Annotated in this window: 20 protein-coding genes; 19 read left to right on the top strand and 1 reads right to left on the bottom strand. The window is 64.4% G+C overall.

The features are described 5' to 3' along the window. Nucleotides 1-103: 103 nt before the first annotated feature. Nucleotides 104-307, bottom strand: coding sequence for a hypothetical protein (locus I6F36_RS01520; protein ID WP_036010204.1), 204 nt, complete (start codon nt 305-307; stop codon nt 104-106). A gap of 379 nt (nt 308-686) precedes the next feature. Here I6F36_RS01520 and I6F36_RS01515 point away from each other — a divergent pair, with 379 nt between their 5' ends. From I6F36_RS01515 to I6F36_RS01425, 19 genes are all read left to right on the top strand, one after another. Continuing rightward, the gene (locus I6F36_RS01515) at nt 687-2,942 is read left to right on the top strand and encodes a TonB-dependent siderophore receptor (RefSeq protein ID WP_225171081.1); all 2,256 of its coding nucleotides are present in this window, start codon (nt 687-689) and stop codon (nt 2,940-2,942) included. Nucleotides 2,943-3,619: 677 nt separating this feature from the next. After that, nucleotides 3,620-3,985, top strand: coding sequence for an NADH-quinone oxidoreductase subunit A (locus I6F36_RS01510; protein WP_008136158.1), 366 nt, complete (start codon nt 3,620-3,622; stop codon nt 3,983-3,985). After that, complete coding sequence (locus I6F36_RS01505; RefSeq protein WP_225143511.1) at nt 3,982-4,566, top strand: NADH-quinone oxidoreductase subunit B family protein; 585 nt, start codon at nt 3,982-3,984, stop codon at nt 4,564-4,566. The genes I6F36_RS01510 and I6F36_RS01505 overlap by 4 nt, the downstream gene beginning before the upstream one ends. An 11-nt stretch (nt 4,567-4,577) precedes the next feature. Continuing rightward, nucleotides 4,578-5,192, top strand: a complete 615-nt coding sequence (locus tag I6F36_RS01500; RefSeq protein ID WP_057029443.1) for an NADH-quinone oxidoreductase subunit C — start codon at nt 4,578-4,580, stop codon at nt 5,190-5,192. A gap of 2 nt (nt 5,193-5,194) precedes the next feature. After that, a complete protein-coding gene (locus tag I6F36_RS01495) occupies nt 5,195-6,391 on the top strand; it encodes an NADH-quinone oxidoreductase subunit D (RefSeq protein WP_036025346.1) in 1,197 nt (398 codons plus the stop codon). Continuing rightward, nucleotides 6,391-7,398: an FkbM family methyltransferase gene (locus I6F36_RS01490; RefSeq protein WP_225170928.1), complete on the top strand. Its 1,008-nt coding sequence runs from the start codon at nt 6,391-6,393 to the stop codon at nt 7,396-7,398. The genes I6F36_RS01495 and I6F36_RS01490 overlap by 1 nt, the downstream gene beginning before the upstream one ends. Nucleotides 7,399-7,410: 12 nt before the next feature. Next, nucleotides 7,411-8,022, top strand: coding sequence for an NADH-quinone oxidoreductase subunit NuoE (gene nuoE / locus I6F36_RS01485; RefSeq protein WP_225125163.1), 612 nt, complete (start codon nt 7,411-7,413; stop codon nt 8,020-8,022). After that, entirely contained in the window at nt 8,022-8,222 is a 201-nt protein-coding gene (locus I6F36_RS01480) for a hypothetical protein (protein ID WP_225125164.1), read from the top strand. Before nuoE ends, I6F36_RS01480 begins: the two co-directional genes overlap by 1 nt. 15 nt (nt 8,223-8,237) lie before the next feature. After that, entirely contained in the window at nt 8,238-9,563 is a 1,326-nt protein-coding gene (nuoF, locus tag I6F36_RS01475; protein ID WP_036025343.1) for an NADH-quinone oxidoreductase subunit NuoF, read from the top strand. A 5-nt stretch (nt 9,564-9,568) separates the two neighbouring features. Then, entirely contained in the window at nt 9,569-11,644 is a 2,076-nt protein-coding gene (gene nuoG / locus I6F36_RS01470) for an NADH-quinone oxidoreductase subunit NuoG (RefSeq protein ID WP_225125165.1), read from the top strand. A 10-nt stretch (nt 11,645-11,654) separates the two neighbouring features. After that, on the top strand, nt 11,655-12,722 hold the full coding sequence (nuoH, locus tag I6F36_RS01465) for an NADH-quinone oxidoreductase subunit NuoH (protein WP_085969087.1): 1,068 nt from the start codon (nt 11,655-11,657) through the stop codon (nt 12,720-12,722). A gap of 14 nt (nt 12,723-12,736) precedes the next feature. Continuing rightward, nucleotides 12,737-13,225: an NADH-quinone oxidoreductase subunit NuoI gene (gene nuoI, locus I6F36_RS01460; RefSeq protein ID WP_027550624.1), complete on the top strand. Its 489-nt coding sequence runs from the start codon at nt 12,737-12,739 to the stop codon at nt 13,223-13,225. Nucleotides 13,226-13,234: 9 nt separating this feature from the next. Next, nucleotides 13,235-13,873: an NADH-quinone oxidoreductase subunit J gene (locus I6F36_RS01455; RefSeq protein WP_036010173.1), complete on the top strand. Its 639-nt coding sequence runs from the start codon at nt 13,235-13,237 to the stop codon at nt 13,871-13,873. Then, the gene (nuoK, locus tag I6F36_RS01450) at nt 13,870-14,178 is read left to right on the top strand and encodes an NADH-quinone oxidoreductase subunit NuoK (protein ID WP_036010170.1); all 309 of its coding nucleotides are present in this window, start codon (nt 13,870-13,872) and stop codon (nt 14,176-14,178) included. The genes I6F36_RS01455 and nuoK overlap by 4 nt, the downstream gene beginning before the upstream one ends. Before the next feature lie 61 nt (nt 14,179-14,239). Then, nucleotides 14,240-16,339: an NADH-quinone oxidoreductase subunit L gene (nuoL, locus tag I6F36_RS01445; protein ID WP_225125166.1), complete on the top strand. Its 2,100-nt coding sequence runs from the start codon at nt 14,240-14,242 to the stop codon at nt 16,337-16,339. Beyond that, on the top strand, nt 16,340-17,848 hold the full coding sequence (locus I6F36_RS01440) for an NADH-quinone oxidoreductase subunit M (RefSeq protein ID WP_036025336.1): 1,509 nt from the start codon (nt 16,340-16,342) through the stop codon (nt 17,846-17,848). 22 nt (nt 17,849-17,870) lie between these two features. Next, nucleotides 17,871-19,307, top strand: a complete 1,437-nt coding sequence (nuoN, locus tag I6F36_RS01435) for an NADH-quinone oxidoreductase subunit NuoN (protein WP_036010161.1) — start codon at nt 17,871-17,873, stop codon at nt 19,305-19,307. A gap of 1 nt (nt 19,308) precedes the next feature. Continuing rightward, entirely contained in the window at nt 19,309-20,115 is an 807-nt protein-coding gene (locus I6F36_RS01430) for a biotin--[acetyl-CoA-carboxylase] ligase (protein ID WP_225170927.1), read from the top strand. Then, nucleotides 20,115-21,785 (top strand): ribonuclease J, encoded by a 1,671-nt coding sequence (locus I6F36_RS01425; protein WP_225170926.1) that lies wholly within the window; start codon nt 20,115-20,117, stop codon nt 21,783-21,785. The genes I6F36_RS01430 and I6F36_RS01425 overlap by 1 nt, the downstream gene beginning before the upstream one ends. Nucleotides 21,786-21,787: the final 2 nt, after the last annotated feature.

Genomic DNA, 21,787 nt, shown 5'->3' with positions numbered 1-21,787 from the left:
TGGCGGAGGCAACATCCCCCGCGGCGCCGTCGCATGGGTGAAACCGAACGAAAAGGCCGCCTGAAGGCGGCCGTTTGGTATCAAACCGGACCTTTTCGGTTCTTCAGCGAATCTCGGACGTGCCCGCGCTGGTCACCACCACCGGCTTGCCGGCCTTGATGACTTGGGTGGACTGGGCGGTCTGGCTGTAATCGGCATGGGTGCGGGCCGCAATCCCGAAGCCGGCCACGGCAATGCCGGCCACCAGCGCCACCACCACGATCTTCAGGTGGGTCGCACGATCAGCAGAATGAATTGAGTGGTTCATCTGAGCCTCTCGACGGGCTTTGCCGTCGTCTACGGGCTCATCTTCTAAGCGCCGTCTGTTTCCGGATGGTTTCGCGGGTTCCGCAAAATGGTTTCATCTCGCCCGGCCGGCAAGTTTCATTCGGACGGCCGCGCTGGGCTGGTCTGGGGCGCCGTTTGGCCGCCTGATCGTCTTTCGGTGATCGCCGCCGAAGCCCGCTGATGTTGCAGCAACATACGGAAATATTGGAGCATTTCTAAGAGTCCTTCTAAGAAGCATTCAATTAGGGAATTCCCGCGCCCTCACATAAGCGTCATCGCGAGCGCATGCCGTTCCGGGGACAGGCGGCATGACGCATCGAAACATGCAGCTTTGGGGTGGCGCGTTGAACAGTCTTGGAATGCTGCGGTCGGCCGTGTTGGCGACCGCATCCGCTTGGGTTTTGATGCCTCAGGCATCGCTTGCACAATCTTCCGCGCAGAGTGGCGCGCAGAACATTCCGCCGGTGACGGTCACGGCGCCGGAAGCGCGCCGCCGCACCGCGGCGACGCCTCAGCGCCGCGCGACGCGGATCTCGGCGCAGACCCCTGCCTCGAACAGGCCGCAGCCACGGCGCGACGTCGGCTTCGTCGAGACGCCGCGCGGGCCGGTGAATGGCTATGTCGCCGGCCGCAGCTCGTCGGGCACCAAGACCAACACGCCGATCATGGAGACGCCGCAGGCGGTGTCCGTCATCGGTGCCGAGCAGATCCGCGACCAGAAGCCGAACAAGCTCGACGAGGTTCTGCGCTACACCGCCGGCGTGCGGGCAGGGACTTTCGGTACGGACACGCGCAACGATTGGTGGCTGATCCGCGGCTTCAAGTCCGAGGACATTGGGCTGTTCCTCGACGGCATGCAGCTGTTCTACACGTCCTATGCGAGCTGGAAGCTGCAGACGCCCAACATGGAGCGTGTGGAGGTGCTGCGCGGTCCGTCGGCGGTGCTGTATGGCGGATCGAGCCCGAGCGGCATCGTCAACGTCATCAGCAAGATGCCGCCGGCCGAACCGATCCGTTACATCGAGACCGGCGTCAACAATTTCGGCAACGCCTATGTCAGCTTCGACATGGGCGGTCCGGTTGCGACCAGTCCTGATAACGGCAAGCTGTTCGCGCGCGTGGTCGGCCAGGTCCAGAACGGCGGCACGCAGGTCAACTTTATATCTGACAACAACTACTTCATCGCGCCGTCCGTCACGTGGAAGCCCGATGCCGACACGACCTTCACGGTGCTGGCGTCGGCCTCGAAGCAGGATACCCGCGGCATCAACTTCCTGCCCTATCAGGGCACGGTGACCAGCGCGCCGTTCGGCAAGATCCCGACCAGCTTCTTCGTCGGCGATCCCAGTGTCGATAAGTTCACGCGCGAGCAGGAGATGCTCGGCTACCAGTTCGAGCGTCATCTCACCGACGATGTGACGTTCCGTCAGAACGCGCGCTTTGCGCATGTCGACATCACCTATCGCGGCTATGTCGGCAACGGCTGGGACAACATCAACACGGCGACGATGGGCCGCTATAACTGGTATGCGAAAAACACCGCGAATCAGGCCAATCTCGACAACCAGCTGGAGTATCGTTTCAACACCGGCGCCGTCAGGCACACGATGCTGTTCGGTGTCGATCTGCGGGGCTATCAAATCGACGATTACCAGGCCTTCGGGTTCGGTGTGCCCTCGATCAACGTCTTCAATCCGGCCTACGGAGGAGCTGAGGTTCCGCTACCCGGCTCGCCGTTCCGCAACTTCCTCATCACGCAGAAACAGGCTGGTACTTACGTTCAGGACCAGATGAAGCTCGGCAATTTCACGCTGGTGCTGAGCGGCCGCAATGACTGGGTCGAGACGACGCAGGAAGCCCGGGACACCGGCGCCACCGTCGCCAGCCGCGACGACAGCAGGTTCAGCGGCCGCGCCGGGTTGATCTACAATTTCGACAACGGCATCTCGCCTTACGTCTCCTATTCAACGAGCTACAATCCAATCATCGGCCTTAATGCGTCGAACCAGCTTTTCCTGCCGGAGACCGGTAAGCAGGCCGAAATCGGCGTGAAGGTCGCGCCGGTCGGATTCGACGGCTATTTCACCGTTTCGGCGTTCGACCTTGTCCGTCAGAATGTCCCGACAACGGTGCCGGGCAGCGTTCCGCTCCTGCAGAACCAGACTGGCGAGGTGACCTCGCGCGGCATCGAGCTCGAGGCGGTGGCCAATGCCACGAAGGAGCTGAAGTTCATCGGTGCCTTCACGGCCTATAATCTCTTTGTGAGCAAGGATCTCGATCCGACGCTCGTCGGCAAGACGCCGACCAACACGCCCGAACTCCTGGTGTCCGGCTGGGCCGACTACACCTTCAAGGACGGACCGCTCGCGGGCTTCGGCTTCGGCGGCGGCGTACGTTACATCGGCTCGTCCTGGGCCGATCCCGCCAACACGCTCGAGGTTCCCGCGGTCGTGCTCGGCGATCTCGCGCTCCACTATGAATGGCAGAACTGGCGGACGGCGCTGAACGTGATCAACCTGACCGACAAGATCTATGTCGCAAGCTGCGCGTCGTCCACGTCCTGCTTCTACGGCGACCGTCGGCGCGTCACCGCCAGCGTCTCCTACAAATGGTGAGGACAGGCGAGGGCAGGGCCGGAAGGCTCTGGGACGAAGCGCAACCGATCGTGACGTTCGCTCGGCTCCACCTGGGCGTCCGCTGATCTGCGGTTACGATGAGCTCGCGGGCCATGCCCCCCGGCCCAAAGCTCATCCGGGCGCGGCGCGAGCGACCGGCAGGTCGCCGCCGCGCCCGCGACCGGCTTGGAGCCAATCGCGGGCACATTCGCCGGACGAGCCCTGGTCCTGTGATGACGCATGGCTCCTCCGATTACTCTGAGCTGTGGACAGGTCTTTCCTGCACCTGAGGCGGCCGCACCAGCATGGGTGTCCTGGCCGCGCCGATCGGCAAATCGGTCGCCGCGATAACGGGGGGAAGTTGCCCCTGCGGCGCTGCGCTGCCGCACCAAAAACCGGAGCATTCGGTCGATTAGCGCGCAGCGAATAGCTGGCTCGGCCCGAGCGCCGCAATCTCAGAACGGCTGACCTGCGAGACCGTGGCAGCCCTTGCTGGGTGGGGCGATCTGCTCCATACCAGCCGCGGGGTGATTCCGGGATTTTCACCGTTCTGGGGGCGGCAAAGGGCCTGAAAAGAGCGTGTCTTGCGCCCATTGGTGCACTGCGCTAAGGCTCAGAATAATTCCAAATCGGACGAATCCGTGGCTGTCCCGAGGCTGCGGGAAAAGGGCTCGCCAATGAGCGGCATTCTGCAGAACTATCTTCCACTCGTCGTCTTTATAGGGGTAGCGGGCCTGATCGGCCTCGTGCTGCTGATCGCGCCGTTCATCGTGGCGTTCCAGCAGCCGGATCCCGAAAAGCTGTCGGCCTATGAGTGCGGCTTCAACGCCTTCGACGACGCCCGCATGAAGTTCGACGTCCGCTTCTATCTCGTCGCCATCCTCTTCATCATCTTCGATCTCGAGGTGGCGTTTCTGTTTCCCTGGGCGGTGGCGTTCGGCAAGCTTGGCGCGACCGGCTTCTGGTCCATGGTGGTGTTCCTCGCCGTGCTGACGGTCGGGTTCGCCTATGAATGGAAGAAAGGGGCCCTCGAATGGGATTGAACCCGTCTACACAGTCCGCAGGTCCGGTGATCGCACCGGCCCCGAAGGGCATTCTGGATCCTTCGACCGGCAAGCCGGTCGGGGCCAATGATCCGTTCTTCCTCGAGGTCAATTCCGAGCTGTCCGACAAGGGCTTCTTCGTGGCCGCGACCGACGACCTCATCACCTGGGCGCGTACCGGCTCTTTGATGTGGATGACCTTCGGTCTCGCCTGCTGCGCGGTCGAGATGATGCAGGTCTCGATGCCGCGCTACGACGTCGAGCGCTTCGGCTTCGCCCCGCGTGCCTCGCCGCGTCAGTCCGACGTGATGATCGTGGCGGGAACGCTGACCAACAAGATGGCGCCGGCGCTGCGCAAGGTCTACGACCAGATGCCCGAGCCGCGCTACGTCATCTCGATGGGCTCCTGCGCCAATGGCGGCGGCTACTATCACTATTCCTACTCGGTCGTGCGCGGCTGCGACCGCATCGTGCCGATCGACATCTACGTGCCGGGCTGCCCGCCCACGGCGGAGGCGCTGCTCTACGGCGTGCTGCTGCTGCAGAAGAAGATCCGGCGCACCGGCACCATCGAACGCTAAGGTTTTACGTCATGGACGACGCCAAGCTCGACGCCCTGGGGCAGACGATCGTTAGCGCGCTTCCGGGCGCCGCGACCGGTCACTCGTTGGCCTTCAACCAGCTCACCGTGGACGTCGAGGCCGCCAGGATCGTCGAGGTGGTCAAGTACCTCCGCGATGACCCGAACTGCCGGTTCGTCAACATCACCGACATCACGGCGGTGGACTACCCGGATCGCGAGAAGCGCTTCGACGTCATCTATCACTTCCTGTCGCCGACCTTGAACGCGCGCATCCGGCTCAAGGCGCAAGCCGACGAGACCACGCAGGTGCCCTCGCTGATCGACGTCTTCCCCGGCGCGGACTGGTTCGAGCGCGAAGCCTACGACCTCTACGGCGTGTTCTTCGTCGGCCATCCCGACATGCGCCGCATCCTCACCGACTACGGCTTCGAGGGCCATCCGCTGCGCAAGGATTTCCCGCTCACCGGCTTCGTCGAGGTCCGCTACGACGACCAGGAGAAGCGGGTGGTGTACGAGCCGGTCCGGCTCAACCAGGAATTCCGCAAGTTCGACTTTTTGTCTCCTTGGGAAGGTGCCGACTATCCGGTGCTTCCGGGCGATGAAAAAGCGGGGCCGAAGGTCTGATCATGAACGAGCAACCGCAGAATCTTCGTAACTTCACGATCAACTTTGGTCCGCAGCATCCTGCGGCGCACGGCGTGCTGCGCCTCGTGCTGGAGCTGGACGGCGAAGTGGTAGAGCGCGTCGATCCGCATATCGGCCTGCTTCACCGCGGCACCGAGAAGCTGATCGAGCAGAAGACGTACTTGCAGGCGATCCCTTATTTCGACCGGCTCGACTACGTCGCGCCGATGAATCAGGAGCACGCCTTCTGCCTCGCCGCCGAAAAGCTGCTCGGCATCGAGGTGCCGCGCCGCGGCCAGCTGATCCGCGTGCTCTATTGCGAGATCGGCCGCATCCTCTCGCATCTGCTCAACGTCACCACGCAGGCGATGGACGTCGGCGCGCTGACCCCGCCGCTGTGGGGCTTCGAAGAGCGCGAGAAGCTGATGGTGTTCTACGAGCGCGCCTCGGGCAGCCGCATGCATGCGGCCTATTTCCGTATCGGCGGCGTGCACCAGGACCTGCCGCAGAAGCTGGTCGACGACATCGAGGCCTGGTGCGATCCGTTCCTCAAGGTTGTGGACGATCTCGACCGTCTGCTCACCGCCAATCGCATCTTCAAGCAGCGCAACGTCGACATCGGCGTGGTGCCGCTCAAGGAAGCCTGGGAATGGGGTTTCTCGGGTGTGATGGTGCGCGGCTCGGGCGCGGCCTGGGACTTGCGCAAGTCGCAGCCCTATGAGTGCTACGCCGAGATGGATTTCGACATTCCGATCGGCAAGAACGGCGACTGCTACGATCGCTATTTGATCCGCATGGAAGAGATGCGCCAGTCCGTGCACATCATGAAACAGTGCATCCAGAAGCTGAACGCGCCTGACGGCAAGGGCCCGGTCGTCGTCGAAGACAACAAGGTCGCGCCGCCGCGCCGTGGCGAGATGAAGCGCTCGATGGAAGCGCTGATCCACCACTTCAAGCTCTACACCGAAGGCGTCCACGTGCCGGCCGGCGAGGTCTATGCTGCGGTCGAGGCGCCCAAGGGCGAGTTCGGCGTCTATCTCGTCGCCGACGGCACCAACAAGCCCTACAAGTGCAAGATCCGCGCGCCGGGCTTTGCGCATCTGCAGGCCATGGACCACATCTGCCGCGGCCATCTGCTGGCCGACGTGTCGGCGATCCTAGGATCGCTCGACATCGTGTTCGGAGAGGTCGATCGGTGATGGCGCAGGCGCCAATCCAGTTTGACCGTGCCTCGGGGGCCCTTGAAGGGGCCAACCTGTGGGAGCGGACGGCTGCCTTGGCGCTGGTGACGGGATCGAAGATCTCTTCGCACTTCTCGCATATGGGCTACATCGCCTGCGCGAATTTGCTGCGCAAGACGCTACCCGAGCGCAACATCGCGATCAGGCTCAATCCCGACGCGGTGTTCGAATTCCCTTACGGCGACGGCTATTGGAGCAAGCTGCTCAACCGCTCCTACATTTACGAGGACGAGCTCGAGCTCTTGTTCGCCGATTCCATCGACGTCGACTACACGCTGCTCGATTGCGGCGCCAATTACGGTTATTGGTCGGTGCTGGTCTCGAGCAAGCCGTTCGGCGCGCACAAGGCGATCGCGATCGAGCCGTCGGGCCAGAACTATTCGAAGCTCGCCAACAATGCCCGCATCAACGCTGGCCGCTTCGAGACCATGAAATGCGCCATCGGCGCGGCGCGCGGCACCGCGCGTCTGTCGGGCACCAAGCACGAAGCCTTCAGCATCGCCGGCGATCAGTCGGCGGGCGGCGAAGAGGTGCCGGTGATCGCGCTCGACAATTTGATCGAGGACGGCAAGGTTGCGGCCACCGGCAAGTACCTGATCAAGCTCGACGTCGAAGGCGTCGAGATCGAGGCGATCAAGGGCGGCGTCCGCCTGCTGCAGACCGACAGCGTCATCATGTGCGAGGAGCACGGCAGCGACCGCTCGCACGCCGTGTCGCGCTTCATCCTCGAACAGACCCCGCTGAAGCTGATCGTGTTCGATCCGCGCAGCAACCGCATGGAAACCGTGACCGAGCTGTCGATCCTCGACCGCATCAAGGTCTCGACCCACGTCGGCTACAACGTTTTCGGCACCGCAAGCGCATTCTGGCAGGACAGGATCGAGGCCATGAACGCCAAGAACCTGGGTACCAAAAATCTGAATGCCAAGAATCTGAATGCCAAGACCGCGCGCCGCATGCAGTGAGAGATTGAAGAGATGTCCGTTCGCCGATTAGCACCGAAGGAAGTCCAACCCGCGAGCTTTGCGTTCACGGAGGAGAACCTCGCATTCGCCCGGCAGCAGATCGCGAAATATCCCGAAGGCCGTCAGGCCTCCGCCGTCATCGCCATCCTCTGGCGCGCGCAGGAGCAGAACGAGGGCTGGGTGTCGGAGGCCGCGATCCGCGTCATCGCCGACATGCTCGACATGCCCTATATCCGCGTGCTGGAGGTCGCGACCTTCTACACCATGTTCCAGCTCGCCCCCGTCGGCAAGAAGGCCCACGTCCAGGTCTGCGGCACCACCCCGTGCCGGCTGCGCGGCGCCGAGGATCTGATCCACGTCTGCGAGCACCGCATCCATCACGAGCCCTTCCATCTCTCCAAGGACGGCAATTTCAGCTGGGAGGAGGTGGAGTGCCTGGGCGCCTGCGTGAACGCGCCGATGGTGCTGATCGGCAAGGACACCTATGAGGACCTGACCAAGGAAAGCTTCGGCAAGGTGCTCGATGGCTTCGCTTCGGGCAATCCGCCCAAGCCCGGTCCGCAGAACGGCCGCCAATTCTCGGCGCCGATCACCGGACCGACCACGCTCAAGGAGATCACCTGATGCGTGATCTCGCCATAACCGGAGGGACCGCGGCCGTGAAGAAATGGGGCTTCGTCGCCATGCACGCCGCGATCGCGGCTGCCTTCATGTTCCTGCTGCAGCGTTACTTCATGAACGCCTCGCAGGAGACCAGTCTGCTCTGGGCGCTGTTCTTCGCCGTCAGCGCCGCCGGACTTGCCTACAAGCAGTCCATTCGTTGATCGGAAAGCACTGATATGCTCGAGGACAAGGACCGCATCTTCAAGAACCTCTACGGCCTCCATGATTGGGGGCTGGAGGGTGCGCGGCGTCGTGGCGCCTGGGACGGCACCAAGAACATCATCGACAAGGGCCGCGACTGGATCATCAACGAGATGAAGGCCTCAGGGCTCCGCGGCCGCGGCGGCGCAGGCTTCCCGACCGGTCTCAAATGGTCCTTCATGCCGAAGGAGTCCACCGACGGCCGTCCCAGCTATCTCGTCGTCAACGCCGACGAATCCGAGCCCGGCACCTGCAAGGACCGCGAGATCATGCGGCATGATCCGCATCTGTTGGTCGAGGGCTGCCTGATCGCGAGCTTCGCGATGAACGCGCATGCCTGCTACATCTATGTCCGCGGCGAGTTCATCCGCGAGCGCGAGCGCCTTCAGGCCGCGATCGACCAGGCCTATGAAGCCAAGCTGATCGGCAAGGACAATCTCAACGGCTGGCCGTTCGACCTCTACGTCGCCCACGGCGCCGGCGCCTATATCTGCGGCGAGGAGACCGCGCTGCTCGAAAGCCTCGAAGGCAAGAAGGGTCAGCCGCGGCTGAAGCCGCCGTTCCCGGCGAATGTCGGTCTGTTCGGCTGCCCGACCACCGTCAACAACGTCGAATCCATCGCCGTTGCGCCCGATATCCTGCGCCGCGGCGCGGCGTGGTTCGCCGGCATCGGCCGCCCGAACAATGTCGGCACCAAGCTGTTCTGCATCTCCGGCCATGTCGAGCGGCCCTGCAACGTCGAAGAGGCCATGGGCATCCCGTTCCGTGAGCTGATCGAGAAGCATTGCGGCGGCATTCGCGGCGGCTGGGACAACCTCAAGGCCGTGATCCCCGGCGGCTCGTCGGTGCGCATGGTGCCGGCCGAGCAGATCATCGACACGCCGATGGATTTCGATAGCCTGAGCAAGCTGCGCTCGGGCCTCGGCACCGCCGCGGTGATCGTGATGGACAAGTCGACCGACCTGATCCGTGCGATCGCCCGCATCTCCTATTTCTACAAGCACGAGAGCTGCGGCCAGTGCACGCCGTGCCGCGAGGGCACGGGCTGGATGTGGCGCGTCCTGACCCGCATGGCCGAAGGCCGTGCCCACAAGCGCGAGATCGACATGCTGCTCGAGGTCACCAAGCAGGTCGAGGGCCACACCATCTGCGCGCTCGGCGACGCCGCCGCCTGGCCGATCCAGGGCCTGATCACGCACTTCCGCCACGAGATCGAAGCGCGCATCGACCAATATTCGCACAAGGCCGATGTCGATGACATCGGGGTCCGCGATCCCGTGAACATGGTCGCGGCGGAGTAAGAGACATGACCAAGCTCATCATCGACGGCAAAGAGATCGATGTCCCCGCCGAGTACACGCTGCTTCAGGCGTGCGAGGCGGCCGGCGCCGAGATTCCGCGCTTCTGCTATCACGAGCGGCTGTCGATCGCCGGCAATTGCCGGATGTGTCTCGTCGAGGTGAAGGGCGGCCCGAAGCCGGTCGCGAGCTGCGCCTGGGGCGTGCGCGACTGCCGTCCGGGCCCCAAGGGCGAGCCGCCCGAGATTTCGACGCGTTCGCCGATGGTGAAGAAGGCACGCGAAGGCGTGATGGAATTCCTTCTGATCAACCATCCGCTGGATTGCCCGATCTGCGACCAGGGCGGCGAGTGCGACCTGCAGGACCAGGCGATGGGCTATGGTGTCGACACCAGCCGCTTCGCCGAGAACAAGCGCGCGGTCGAGGACAAATATCTCGGCGCGCTGGTCAAGACCTCCATGAACCGCTGCATCCAGTGCACGCGCTGCGTCCGCTTCTCGGCGGAAGTCGCCGGCGCGCCCGAGATGGGCGCCACCGGCCGCGGCGAGGACATGGAGATCACGACCTATCTGGAGCACGCGCTGACGTCCGAATTGCAGGGCAACCTCGTCGACATCTGCCCGGTCGGCGCGCTGACCTCGAAGCCCTATGCCTTCGCGGCGCGCCCGTGGGAGCTCGGCAAGACCCAGTCGATCGACGTCATGGACGGCGTCGGTTCTGCGATCCGCGTCGACACCCGCGGCCGCGAGGTGATGAGGATCCTGCCGCGCATCAACGAGGCCGTGAACGAGGAGTGGATCTCCGACAAGACCCGGCACGTGGTCGATGGCCTCCGCACCCAGCGTCTCGACCGGCCCTATATCCGCGAGGCCGGCAAGCTGCGCGCAGCGAGCTGGACCGAAGCCTTCGCTGCGATCGCCGCCAAGGCGGCGCGCACCGACGGCAAGCGCATCGGCGCGATCGCAGGCGATCTCGCCGGCGTTGAGGAGATGTTCGCGCTGAAGGACCTGCTCGGCAAATACGGTTCGAGCAATCTGGCGGTGCAGGGCGGCGACGCCTTCGATCCCGCGCTCGGCCGCGGCTCCTACATCTTCAATCCGACGCTCGCCGGCGTCGAGCAGGCGGACGCGCTGCTCATCATCGGCGCGAACCCGCGGAAAGAGGCGGCCGTGTTCAACGCCCGCATCCGCAAGCGTTGGCGCGCCGGCGGCTTCAAGGTCGGCGTGATCGGTGCCAAGGCCGACCTGACCTATGATTTCGACCACCTCGGTGCCGGTACCGAGACGCTGGCCGAGCTCGCGGCCGGCAAGCATTCCTTCATGGACGTGCTGAAGAACGCTGAGAATCCGATCATCCTGGTCGGTGCGGGCGCGGCCGCCCGTCACGACGGCGCCGCCATTCTCGCCGCCAGCGCCAAGCTCGCGCTCGATGTCGGCGCAGTCAAGGACGGCTGGAATGGTTTTGGCGTGCTGCACGAGACCGCCTCGCGCGTCGGCGCGCTGGATATCGGCTTTGCCGCAACCGGCGGCGGCCTCAACGCCGCGCAGATGACGACGTTCGGCACGCTCGACCTGCTATTCCTGCTCGGGGCCGACGAGATCAAGGCGCCGGACGGCACCTTCGTCGTCTATATCGGCACCCATGGCGATCGCGGCGCACATCGCGCCGACGTCATCCTGCCGGCGGCCGCCTACACCGAGAAGTCCGCGATCTACGTCAACACCGAAGGCCGCGTGCAGATGACGGGCCGCGCCGCGTTCCCGCCGGGCGAGGCCCGCGAGGACTGGGCGATCATCCGCGCACTGTCGGAAGCGCTCGGCAAGAAGCTCGGCTATGACTCGCTTCAAGCCCTGCGCCAGGCGGCGTTCAAGGCCGTGCCGCATCTGATCCGTCTCGACCAGATCGAGGCCGGCTCGGCCGACCAGATCAAGAAGCTGGCGGGGAAGGGCGGCTCGCCCGAGAAGGCGCCGTTCAAGCCTCTGGTCGAGGACTTCTATTTGACCAACCCAATCGCGCGTGCGTCCGCCGTGATGGCGGAATGCTCGCGCCTCGCCTCCGGGCAGATGCTGACCGCAGCGGAGTGAGCGTGATCTGATGGAATTCTTCGAAAGCGCATTCTGGACCGGGTTCCTCTGGCCGCTGATCATCATGGTCGCGCAGAGCGTCCTCGTGCTCGTCGTCCTGCTGGTCGCGATCGCCTACATCCTGCTCGCCGACCGCAAGATCTGGGCGGCGGTGCAGATCCGGCGCGGCCCGAACGTCGTCGGCCCGTGGGGCCTGCTGCAATCCTTCGCCGACCTGCTCAAGTTCGTGCTGAAGGAGCCGATCATCCCGGCCGGCGCCAACAAGGGCGTGTTTCTGCTGGCGCCGCTGGTATCGTGCGTGCTCGCACTCGCCGCCTGGGCCGTGATCCCGACCAATCTCGGCTGGGTGATCGCCGACATCAATGTCGGCGTCCTCTTCATCTTCGCGATCTCGTCGCTGTCGATCTACGGCATCATCATGGCCGGCTGGTCGTCGAACTCGAAGTATCCGTTCCTCGCCGCGCTGCGCTCGGCCGCGCAGATGGTGTCGTACGAAGTCTCGATCGGCTTCGTCATCATCACCGTGCTGCTCTGCGCCGGCACGCTGAACCTGACGGCGGTGGTCGAGGCCCAGCACGCGCGCGGTCTCGCCAGCCTGATCGGGCTGCCGCAGCTGACGATCCTGAATTGGTACGTCTGGCCGTTGTTCCCGATGTTCGTGGTGTTCTACGTCTCGGCGCTGGCGGAAACCAACCGTCCGCCCTTCGACCTCGTCGAAGCCGAATCCGAGCTCGTCGCCGGCTTCATGGTCGAGTACGGCTCGACGCCGTACCTCTTGTTCATGCTCGGTGAGTATGTCGCAATCGTCACGATGTGCGCGCTGGCGACGATCCTGTTCCTCGGAGGCTGGCTGCCGCCGGTGGACCTGCCGCCCTTCAACTGGGTGCCGGGGATCATCTGGTTCTCGCTGAAACTGTTCTTCATGTTCTTCCTGTTCGCGATGGCGAAGGCGATCGTGCCGCGCTACCGCTACGATCAATTGATGCGCCTCGGCTGGAAGGTGTTCCTGCCGCTGTCGCTGGCGATGGTGATCGTGGTGGCCGGCGTGCTGCATTTCGCCGGCATCGCGCCGAAGTGAGGGCCGTCATGGGTATCAACGTCAACGCCACTGCACGCTCGCTTCTGCTGTCGGAATTCGTCTCGGCGTTCTTCCTCGCCATGCGTTATTTCTTTCAGCCGAAGCCGACGCTGAACTATCCGTTCGAGAAGGGCCCGATCTCGCCCCGCTTCCGCGGCGAGCACGCGCTGCGCCGCTATCCGAACGGCGAAGAGCGCTGCATTGCCTGCAAGCTGTGCGAGGCGGTCTGCCCGGCGCAGGCCATCACCATCGAGGCCGGCCCGCGCCGCAACGACGGCACCCGCCGCACCGTGCGCTACGACATCGACATGGTGAAGTGCATCTATTGCGGCCTCTGCCAGGAGGCCTGTCCGGTCGATGCCATCGTTGAAGGCCCGAACTTCGAGTTCGCGACCGAGACCCGCGAGGAGCTCTATTATGACAAGGCCAAGCTGCTCGCCAACGGCGACCGCTGGGAACGCGAGATCGCCAAGGCGATCGAGCTCGACGCGCCGTACCGGTGAGGTGAGGGCATGATCCTTCCCGCACTGTTCTTTTATCTCTTCGCCGGCGTCTGCGTCGCCTCGGCCGTGATGGTGATTGTCTCGCGCAATCCCGTGCACTCCGTGCTGTACCTGATCCTGGCCTTCGTCAACGCCTCCGGCCTGTTCGTGCTGATGGGCGCCGAGTTCCTCGGCATGATGCTGATCGTCGTCTATGTCGGCGCGGTCGCGGTGCTGTTCCTGTTCGTGATCATGATGCTCGATGTCGACTTCCTCGAGCTGCGCGAGGGCTTCATCGAGTACCTGCCGGTCGGCCTCGTGATCGGCGGCATCTTCATGTTCGAGTTGCTGCTCACCGTCGGCTTCTGGGTCATCAATCCCGGCGTCTCCAAGACGATCACGGCAGCGATCCCGGCCAACGTCAGCAACACCGAGGCGCTCGGTCTCGTGCTCTATACGAAGTACATCCACTACTTCCAGCTCTCGGGCATGGTGCTCCTGGTCGCCATGATCGGCGCCATCGTGCTGACGCTGCGCCACAAGGAGAAGGTCAAGCGGCAGGACATCAACGTTCAGAACGCGCGCACGCCCGACATCGCGATGGCGGTGCGCAAGGTGGCGCCGGGGCAGGGGCTCTCGGACGCGGATGCGGCGGAGTGGGTGAAATGACGATCGGGCTCGGACACTATCTGGCGGTCGGCGCGATCCTGTTCACGCTCGGCATCCTCGGCATCTTCCTGAACCGCAAGAACATCATCGTCATCCTGATGTCGATCGAGCTGATCCTGCTCTCGGTCAACATCAACCTCGTGGCGTTCTCGAGCTTCCTCGGCGACATCGTCGGCCAGGTCTTCGCGCTGCTGGTGCTGACGGTCGCGGCTGCCGAAGCTGCGATCGGTCTCGCCATCCTGGTGGTCTATTTCCGCAATCGCGGCTCGATCGCGGTTGAGGACGTCAATCTGATGAAGGGCTGAGCGCATGATCCGGAAAAGTGGGTACCGGTTTTCCGACCAGATCATGCGGAAAGAGTAAGTCATGGTTCAGGCAATTGTCTTTCTGCCTCTGCTGGGCGCCATTCTGGCTGGCCTGATCGCGCTGTTCGGCGCGCATGCCCGCAACCCCTCGGGCGACGAGCTCGATCATCACGGCGGCCACGGCCATGGCGCGCATGCCCATGCGTCCGACAAGATCAACGAGGATGCCTCCGTCATCCACGAGAGCCATCACGACGACGCTCACGATGATCACGGCCATGGCCCGACCGAGCCGCCGGCGGCGGGCTCGCGCGCGGCCGAGCTGATCACCACCGGGCTGCTGTTCGTCTCGGCAGCCTTGTCCTGGATGACGCTGGTCGACGTCGGCTTCATGCATCACGACTACAGGATCCAGTTGCTGCCCTGGATCTTCTCCGGCGATCTCCAGGTCTGGTGGACGCTGCGCGTCGATACGCTCACCGCCGTAATGCTGGTGGTGGTGACGACCGTGTCCTCGCTCGTGCACCTCTATTCCATCGGCTACATGGACGAGGACCCGAACCGGCCGCGCTTCTTCGGGTATCTCTCGCTGTTCACCTTCGCCATGCTGATGCTGGTGACGGCCGACAATCTGGTGCAGCTGTTCTTCGGCTGGGAAGGCGTGGGTCTCGCCAGCTATCTGCTGATCGGCTTCTGGTACCAGAAGCCCTCGGCCAACGCTGCCGCCATCAAGGCCTTCGTGGTCAACCGCGTCGGCGACTTCGGCTTCGCGCTCGGTATCTTCGCGGTCTTCATGCTGGTCGGCTCGACCGATTTCGAGACCATCTTCCACGCCGCGCCCGGCCTCACCGGCAAGACAATCAACTTCCTCGGCTGGCATGCCGACGCGCTGACCCTGACCTGTCTGCTGCTGTTCATGGGCGCGATGGGCAAGTCGGCGCAGTTCCTGCTGCACACCTGGTTGCCGGACGCAATGGAAGGTCCGACCCCGGTCTCGGCGCTGATCCACGCCGCGACCATGGTCACTGCCGGCGTCTTCATGGTGGCGCGCCTGTCGCCGCTGTTCGAGCTCGCCCCGAACGCGCAGGCCGTCGTGATGTTCTTCGGCGCCACCACCGCGTTTTTCGCGGCGACCATCGGCCTCGTCCAGAACGACATCAAGCGCATCGTCGCCTATTCGACCTGTTCGCAGCTCGGCTACATGTTCGTGGCGATGGGAGCAGGCGCCTATTCGGTCGGCATGTTCCATTTGTTCACGCATGCCTTCTTCAAGGCGCTGCTGTTCTTGGGCTCCGGCTCGGTGATCTACGCGATGCACCACGAGCAGGACATCCGCAACATGGGCGGCCTCTGGAAGAAGATTCCCTACACCTATGCGGTGATGGTGGTCGGCACGCTGGCGCTGACCGGCTTCCCGCTCACCGCCGGCTACTTCTCCAAGGACGCGATCATCGAGTCCGCCTACGCCTCCCACAATCCGTTCGCCGTGTACGGCTTCCTGATGACGATCGTCGCCGCCGGCCTGACCTCGTTCTACTCCTGGCGCCTGATCTTCAAGACCTTCCACGGCGAGCCGCATGACGAGCATCATTACGAGGCCGCGCATGAGGCTCCGCTCTGGATCCTGATCCCGATCGGCGTGCTCGCGGTCGGCTCGTTCGTCGCGGGCCTGCCGTTCAAGGAGCTGTTCGCCGGCCACGGGGTCGAGGAGTTCTTCCGCGAGTCCGTGAAGATGAACCCGCACATCATCGAGGAGATGCACCACATCCCTCAGACCATCGCCTTCCTGCCGACGGTGATGATGGTGCTGGGCTTCCTCGTCTCGTACCTGTTCTACATCCGCCGGCCCTACCTGCCGGTCGAGCTCGCGAACACGCAGCCGATGCTGTACCAGTTCCTGCTCAACAAATGGTACTTCGACGAGCTGTACGACATCATCTTCGTCCGTCCGGCGAAGTGGATCGGCTACCAGCTCTGGAAGAAGGGCGACGGCTTCATCATCGACGGCTTCGGCCCCGACGGCGTCTCGGCCCGCGTGCTGGACGTCACCCGCAACGTCGTCAAGATCCAGACCGGCTATCTCTATCACTATGCATTCGCCATGCTGATCGGCGCTGCCGGCCTGATCACCTGGTTCATGTTCGGCTTTGGAGGCCAGTAAATGACAACCTGGCCCATTCTTTCGGTCACGACGTTCCTGCCCCTGGTCGGCGCGCTGATCGTCTATCTGAGCCGCGGTGACGACGAGGCGGCGCGGCGCAATTCGCGCTGGATCGCGCTCTGGACCACGCTGATCACCTTCGCGGTGTCGGTGATCCTGGTCATGCGCTTCGACCCCAGCAACCCCGACTTCCAGTTCGTCGAGAAGGCGAACTGGCTCGCCACCGGCATCACCTACCACATGGGCGTCGACGGCATCTCGCTGCCGCTCGTGATCCTCACCACCGCCGTGATGCCGTTCTGCATCGTCGCGAGCTGGAAGGCGATCACCAACCGCGTCCGCGAATACATGATGGCGTTCCTGATTCTGGAAACGCTCATGATCGGCACCTTCTCGGCGCTCGATCTCGTGCTGTTCTACCTGTTCTTCGAGGGCGGCCTGATCCCGATGTTCCTGATCATCGGCGTCTGGGGCGGTCCGCGCCGGGTCTATGCCTCGTTCAAGTTCTTCCTCTACACGCTGCTCGGCTCGGTCCTGATGCTGCTCGCCATCATGGCGCTGTATTGGAACGGCGGCACCACCGACATCCCGACCCTGATGCACACCGCCGTGCCGCGGTCGTTGCAGACCTGGGCGTGGCTCGCCTTCTTCGCCTCCTTTGCGGTGAAGATGCCGATGTGGCCGGTGCACACCTGGCTTCCGGACGCGCACGTCGAAGCGCCGACTGCGGGCTCCGTGGTCCTGGCCGCGATCCTCCTGAAGATGGGCGGCTACGGCTTCCTGCGCTTCTCGCTGCCGATGTTCCCGCTGGCCTCGCACGACTTCGCGCCGCTGGTGTTCACGCTCTCGGCCATCGCCATCATCTACACCTCGCTGGTGGCGCTGATGCAGGAGGACATGAAGAAGCTGATCGCGTACTCCTCGGTCGCGCATATGGGCTTCGTCACCATGGGCATCTTCGCCGGCACCATGCAGGGCGTCGCCGGCGGCGTGTTCCAGATGATCTCGCACGGCATCGTCTCCGGCGCGCTGTTCCTCTGCGTCGGCGTCGTCTACGACCGCCTGCACACCCGCGAGATCGCGGCCTATGGCGGCCTCGTCAACCGGATGCCGCTCTATGCGATGACCTTCATGGTGTTCACCATGGCCAATGTCGGTCTGCCCGGCACGAGCGGCTTCGTCGGCGAGTTCATGACGCTGCTCGGCACCTTCAAGGTCTCGATCCCGACCGCGTTCTTCGCCAGCTTCGGCGTGATCCTCTCGGCGGCCTATGCACTATGGCTCTATCGCAAGGTCGTGTTCGGAGCGCTGGTCAAGCCGCAGCTGGCGAGCATGAAGGATCTCACCTTGCGGGAGTGCGTCATTCTATTCCCGATGATCGCGCTGACGATCCTGTTCGGCGTCTATCCGAAGCCGGTGCTCGACATGTCGGCCGCTTCGGTCCAGCAACTCGTCAACAATTACAATACCGCCGTGACGGCCGTGAAGGCCGCCGCACTGCTCCAGTGATCGGGCAGGTCAGGATATCGCCATGAGCTTTTCGACTGCAGGTTATCAACTGGCGCCGGTGCTGCCCGAGCTCGTGCTCGCGGTCGGCGCGATGGCGCTTCTGATGCTCGGCGCCTATCGCGGGCAGGAGACGACCAAAACCGTCACCTCTCTGGCGGTGGTGCTTCTGATCGTGGTCGGTGCGCTCGTCTACATGCAGCCCGCGGGCAAACAGGTGACGTTCGGTGGCAGCTTTATCGTCGACGACTTCGCCCGCTTCATGAAGATCCTGGCCCTGATCGGCTCGGCCGTGACGCTGATCCTGTCGACCGAGTTCCTGTCCGACCCCTCGCGCCGGATTTTCGAATACGCCATCCTCGTGCTGCTCTCGACGCTCGGCATGATGGTGCTGATCTCGGCCGGCGACCTGATCTCGCTCTATCTCGGCCTCGAATTGATGTCGCTGGCGCTCTACGTCGTGGCGGCCTCGAACCGCGACAACGCCAAGTCGACCGAAGCCGGCCTGAAGTACTTCGTGCTCGGCGCGCTGTCCTCGGGCATGCTGCTGTACGGCGCCTCGCTGGTCTATGGCTTCACCGGCACGGTGAGCTTCACCGGCATCGCCGCGGCCGCGACGGTCTCGAATGTCGGCCTGGTGTTCGGCCTCGTCTTCCTGCTCGTCGGCCTCTGCTTCAAGGTCTCGGCCGTGCCGTTCCACATGTGGACGCCTGACGTCTACGAGGGCGCGCCGACCCCGGTCACCGCCTTCTTCGCGTCGGCGCCGAAGGTCGCCGCGCTCGCAGTCTTCACCCGCGTGACGCTCACCGCATTCCCCGGCATCGTCTCGCAATGGCAGCAGATCCTGGTGTTCGTGTCGATCGCCTCGATGGCGCTCGGCTCCTTCGCCGCGATCGGCCAGAGCAACATCAAGCGCCTGATGGCCTATTCGTCGATCGGTCACATGGGCTTTGCGCTGGTCGGCCTTGCCTCCGGCACGGTGGAAGGCGCGCAGGGCGTGTTGATGTACATCGTGATCTATGTCGCGATGACGCTCGGCTCGTTCTCGATCATTCTCGCCATGAAGCGCAACGGCCAGGCTGTGGAGCAGATCAGCGATTTCGCCGGCCTGTCGCGCACCAATCCGCTGCTCGCCTTCATGTTCGCGATGCTGCTGTTCTCGCTCGCCGGCATTCCGCCGCTCGCCGGCTTCTTCGCCAAATGGTACGTCTTCGTCGCCGCCATCAAGGCGAACCTGTTCACGCTCGCCGTCATCGGCGTGCTGACCAGCGTGGTCGGCGCCTACTATTATCTCGCGATCGTCAAGACGATGTATTTCGACGAGCCGGCCGGCCGGGTCGATCCGGTGCGCATCGAGGTGCGGACGGTGCTGGCGGTCGCTGGCCTGTTCAATCTGCTGTTTGCGCTGTTCGCGGGGCCCGTGGTGAGCGTCGCCTCCGCCGCGGCAAAGTCGTTGTTCTAGGATGACCTTCGCGCTCGGTCCTCGCGCATCGGCTGCGGGCTACAGGCTCGCGGCGTTCGAACGGACCGGCTCGACCAATACCGAGGCGATCGAACACGCCAGGGCCGGCGAGCGCGGCCCGATGTGGTTCGTCACGTCCGAGCAGACCGCCGGCCGCGGCCGGCGCCAGCGCGCCTGGATCGCGCCGCGCGGCAATCTCGCCGCCAGCATCCTCGAAGTTATGGACGTCGCCCCCGCCGTCGCCGCCACGCTCGGCTTTGCCGCAGGGCTGGCCGAGGAGGCGGCGCTGGAGAAGGTGAGCCTCGAGGCCGCGCTCCGTCTCGGCGAGGGCCGGCCCCACTACGCCCTGAAATGGCCGAATGACGTGCTTGCCGGCGGCAAGAAGCTGGTCGGCATTGGCCTCGAGGCCGAGGCCGTCGGTGGCGGCCTTGCCGTCGTGGTCGGCATCGGGACCAATGTGGTCGCCGCGCCCGAGGGCACCCCGACGCCCGCGGTGTCGCTGGCCGCCCTCGGCGTCCAGATCAGCGCCGAGGAGCTATTCATGGCGCTGTCGGATGCCTGGGTCGAGTTCCGCGGCATCTGGGACAATGGCCGCGGCTTTGCCGAGATCCGCAGGCTCTGGCTGGAGCGCGCCGCCGGCCTCGGCGAAAAGGTTGCCATCCACACGGGAACCATGACGCTGGAAGGTATTTTCGACACGATCGACGACACCGGCTGCCTGATCGTCCGCACCGCGGAGGGCCGCCTCGTTCAGGTGGCGGCCGGCGAGGTGTTCTTCGGGCCCGTCGCCTCGGTGGGAGCAGCGTGATGGCAAGGCCGGACGAATTGGTGTTTGCGCCGCTCGGCGGCGTCGGCGAGATCGGCATGAACCTGTCGATCTACGGCCTCGGCAACCGTCACCAGCGCGCCTGGCTTGCGGTCGATCTCGGCGTCTCCTTCGGCGATGAGGAGCATCTGCCCGGCATCGACCTGATCATGCCCGACACCTCCTTCCTGGAGAAGGAGCGCAAGAACCTGATGGGCCTCGTGCTGACCCACGCCCATGAGGATCATTTCGGCGCCATCATCGACCTCTGGCCGAAGCTGAAATGCCCGATCTACGCCACCAGGTTCAGCGCCGCGCTGTTCGAGGCCAAATGCGCCGCCGAGCGCAACGCGCCCGAGATTCCGGTCACCGTGGTGCCTTCAGGCGGCCGTGTCGATATCGGTCCGTTCAACGTCGAGTTCATTCCGGTCGCGCATTCCATTCCGGAAGCGCATGCGCTGGCGATCCACACCGACGCCGGCATCGTGCTGCACACCGGCGACTGGAAGATCGACCCGACCCCGACGCTTGGAGCCGGGACCGACGAGAAGCGGCTGCGCGAATTGGGCGAGCAGGGCGTGCTCGCCTTGATCGGCGATTCCACCAATGCCGTGCGCGACGGCCGTTCGCCCTCCGAGGCCGAGGTCGCCCGAACCATCATCGACCTCGTCAAATCCGCCAAGGGCCGTGTCGCGGTGACGACGTTCGCCTCCAACGTCGCCCGCGTCAAAGCGGTGGCTGACGCCGCGAGGGCCGCCGACCGCGAGGTCGTCGTGGTCGGCCGCGCCATGGAGCGCGTGGTGCAGGTCGCGCGCGAGACCGGCTATCTCGAGGGCGTGCAGAACTTCCGCTCGCCCGAGGTCTACGGCCACCTGCCGCAGGACAAGGTGCTGGCGCTGTGCACGGGCAGCCAGGGCGAGCCGCGCGCCGCGCTGGCCCGCATTGCCAACGACGACCATCCTGAAATCACGCTGAACCGCGGCGACAGCGTCATCTTCTCCTCGCGCACCATTCCCGGCAACGAGAAGGCGGTCGGCTCGATCATCAACAATCTGGTGCTGCAGGGCGTCGAGGTCATCACCGACCGCGACGCGCTGGTCCACGTCTCCGGCCATCCCCGCCGTGACGAGCTGCGCGATATGATCTCCTGGGTGAAGCCGCAGATCCTGATCCCGGTCCACGGCGAGGCCCTGCACCTGCATGAGCACGCTAAGCTCGCCCGCGCCGCCGGCGTGCCGCGCGTGCTGGTCTGCCGCAATGGCGACCTCGTCAAGCTCGGCCCCGGCGATCCCGGCATCGTCGGCGAGGTGCCATCGGGGCGTCTCTACAAGGACGGCACGATCCTGGAAGACTCCAAGTCCCGTGCCGTCGTGGAGCGGCGCCGCATGGGCTTTTCCGGCTGCGCCTTCGTCGCCATCGCCATGACCGCGCAGGGTGAGCTCGCCGGTGATCCCGAGCTCGATCTGGTCGGCATCCCCGAGAAGAACAGGGCGGGCGAGGCCTTCGACGACATCGTCTTCGATGCCGTGATGTCGACCATCGAAGGCCTGCCGAGGGCGCGCCGGCGCGATCCGGACGCCTTGGCCGAGTCGGTGCGACGCGCTGTCCGGGCCGTGATCAACGAACATTGGGGCAAAAAGCCCCCCTGTCTGGTACATGTACTGACGGTTTAGGG

Source organism: Bradyrhizobium sp. BRP19, assembly GCF_020194195.1.
GTDB classification, from domain to species: domain Bacteria; phylum Pseudomonadota; class Alphaproteobacteria; order Rhizobiales; family Xanthobacteraceae; genus Bradyrhizobium; species Bradyrhizobium yuanmingense.
This window is presented reverse-complemented; position numbering and strand designations above follow the sequence as displayed.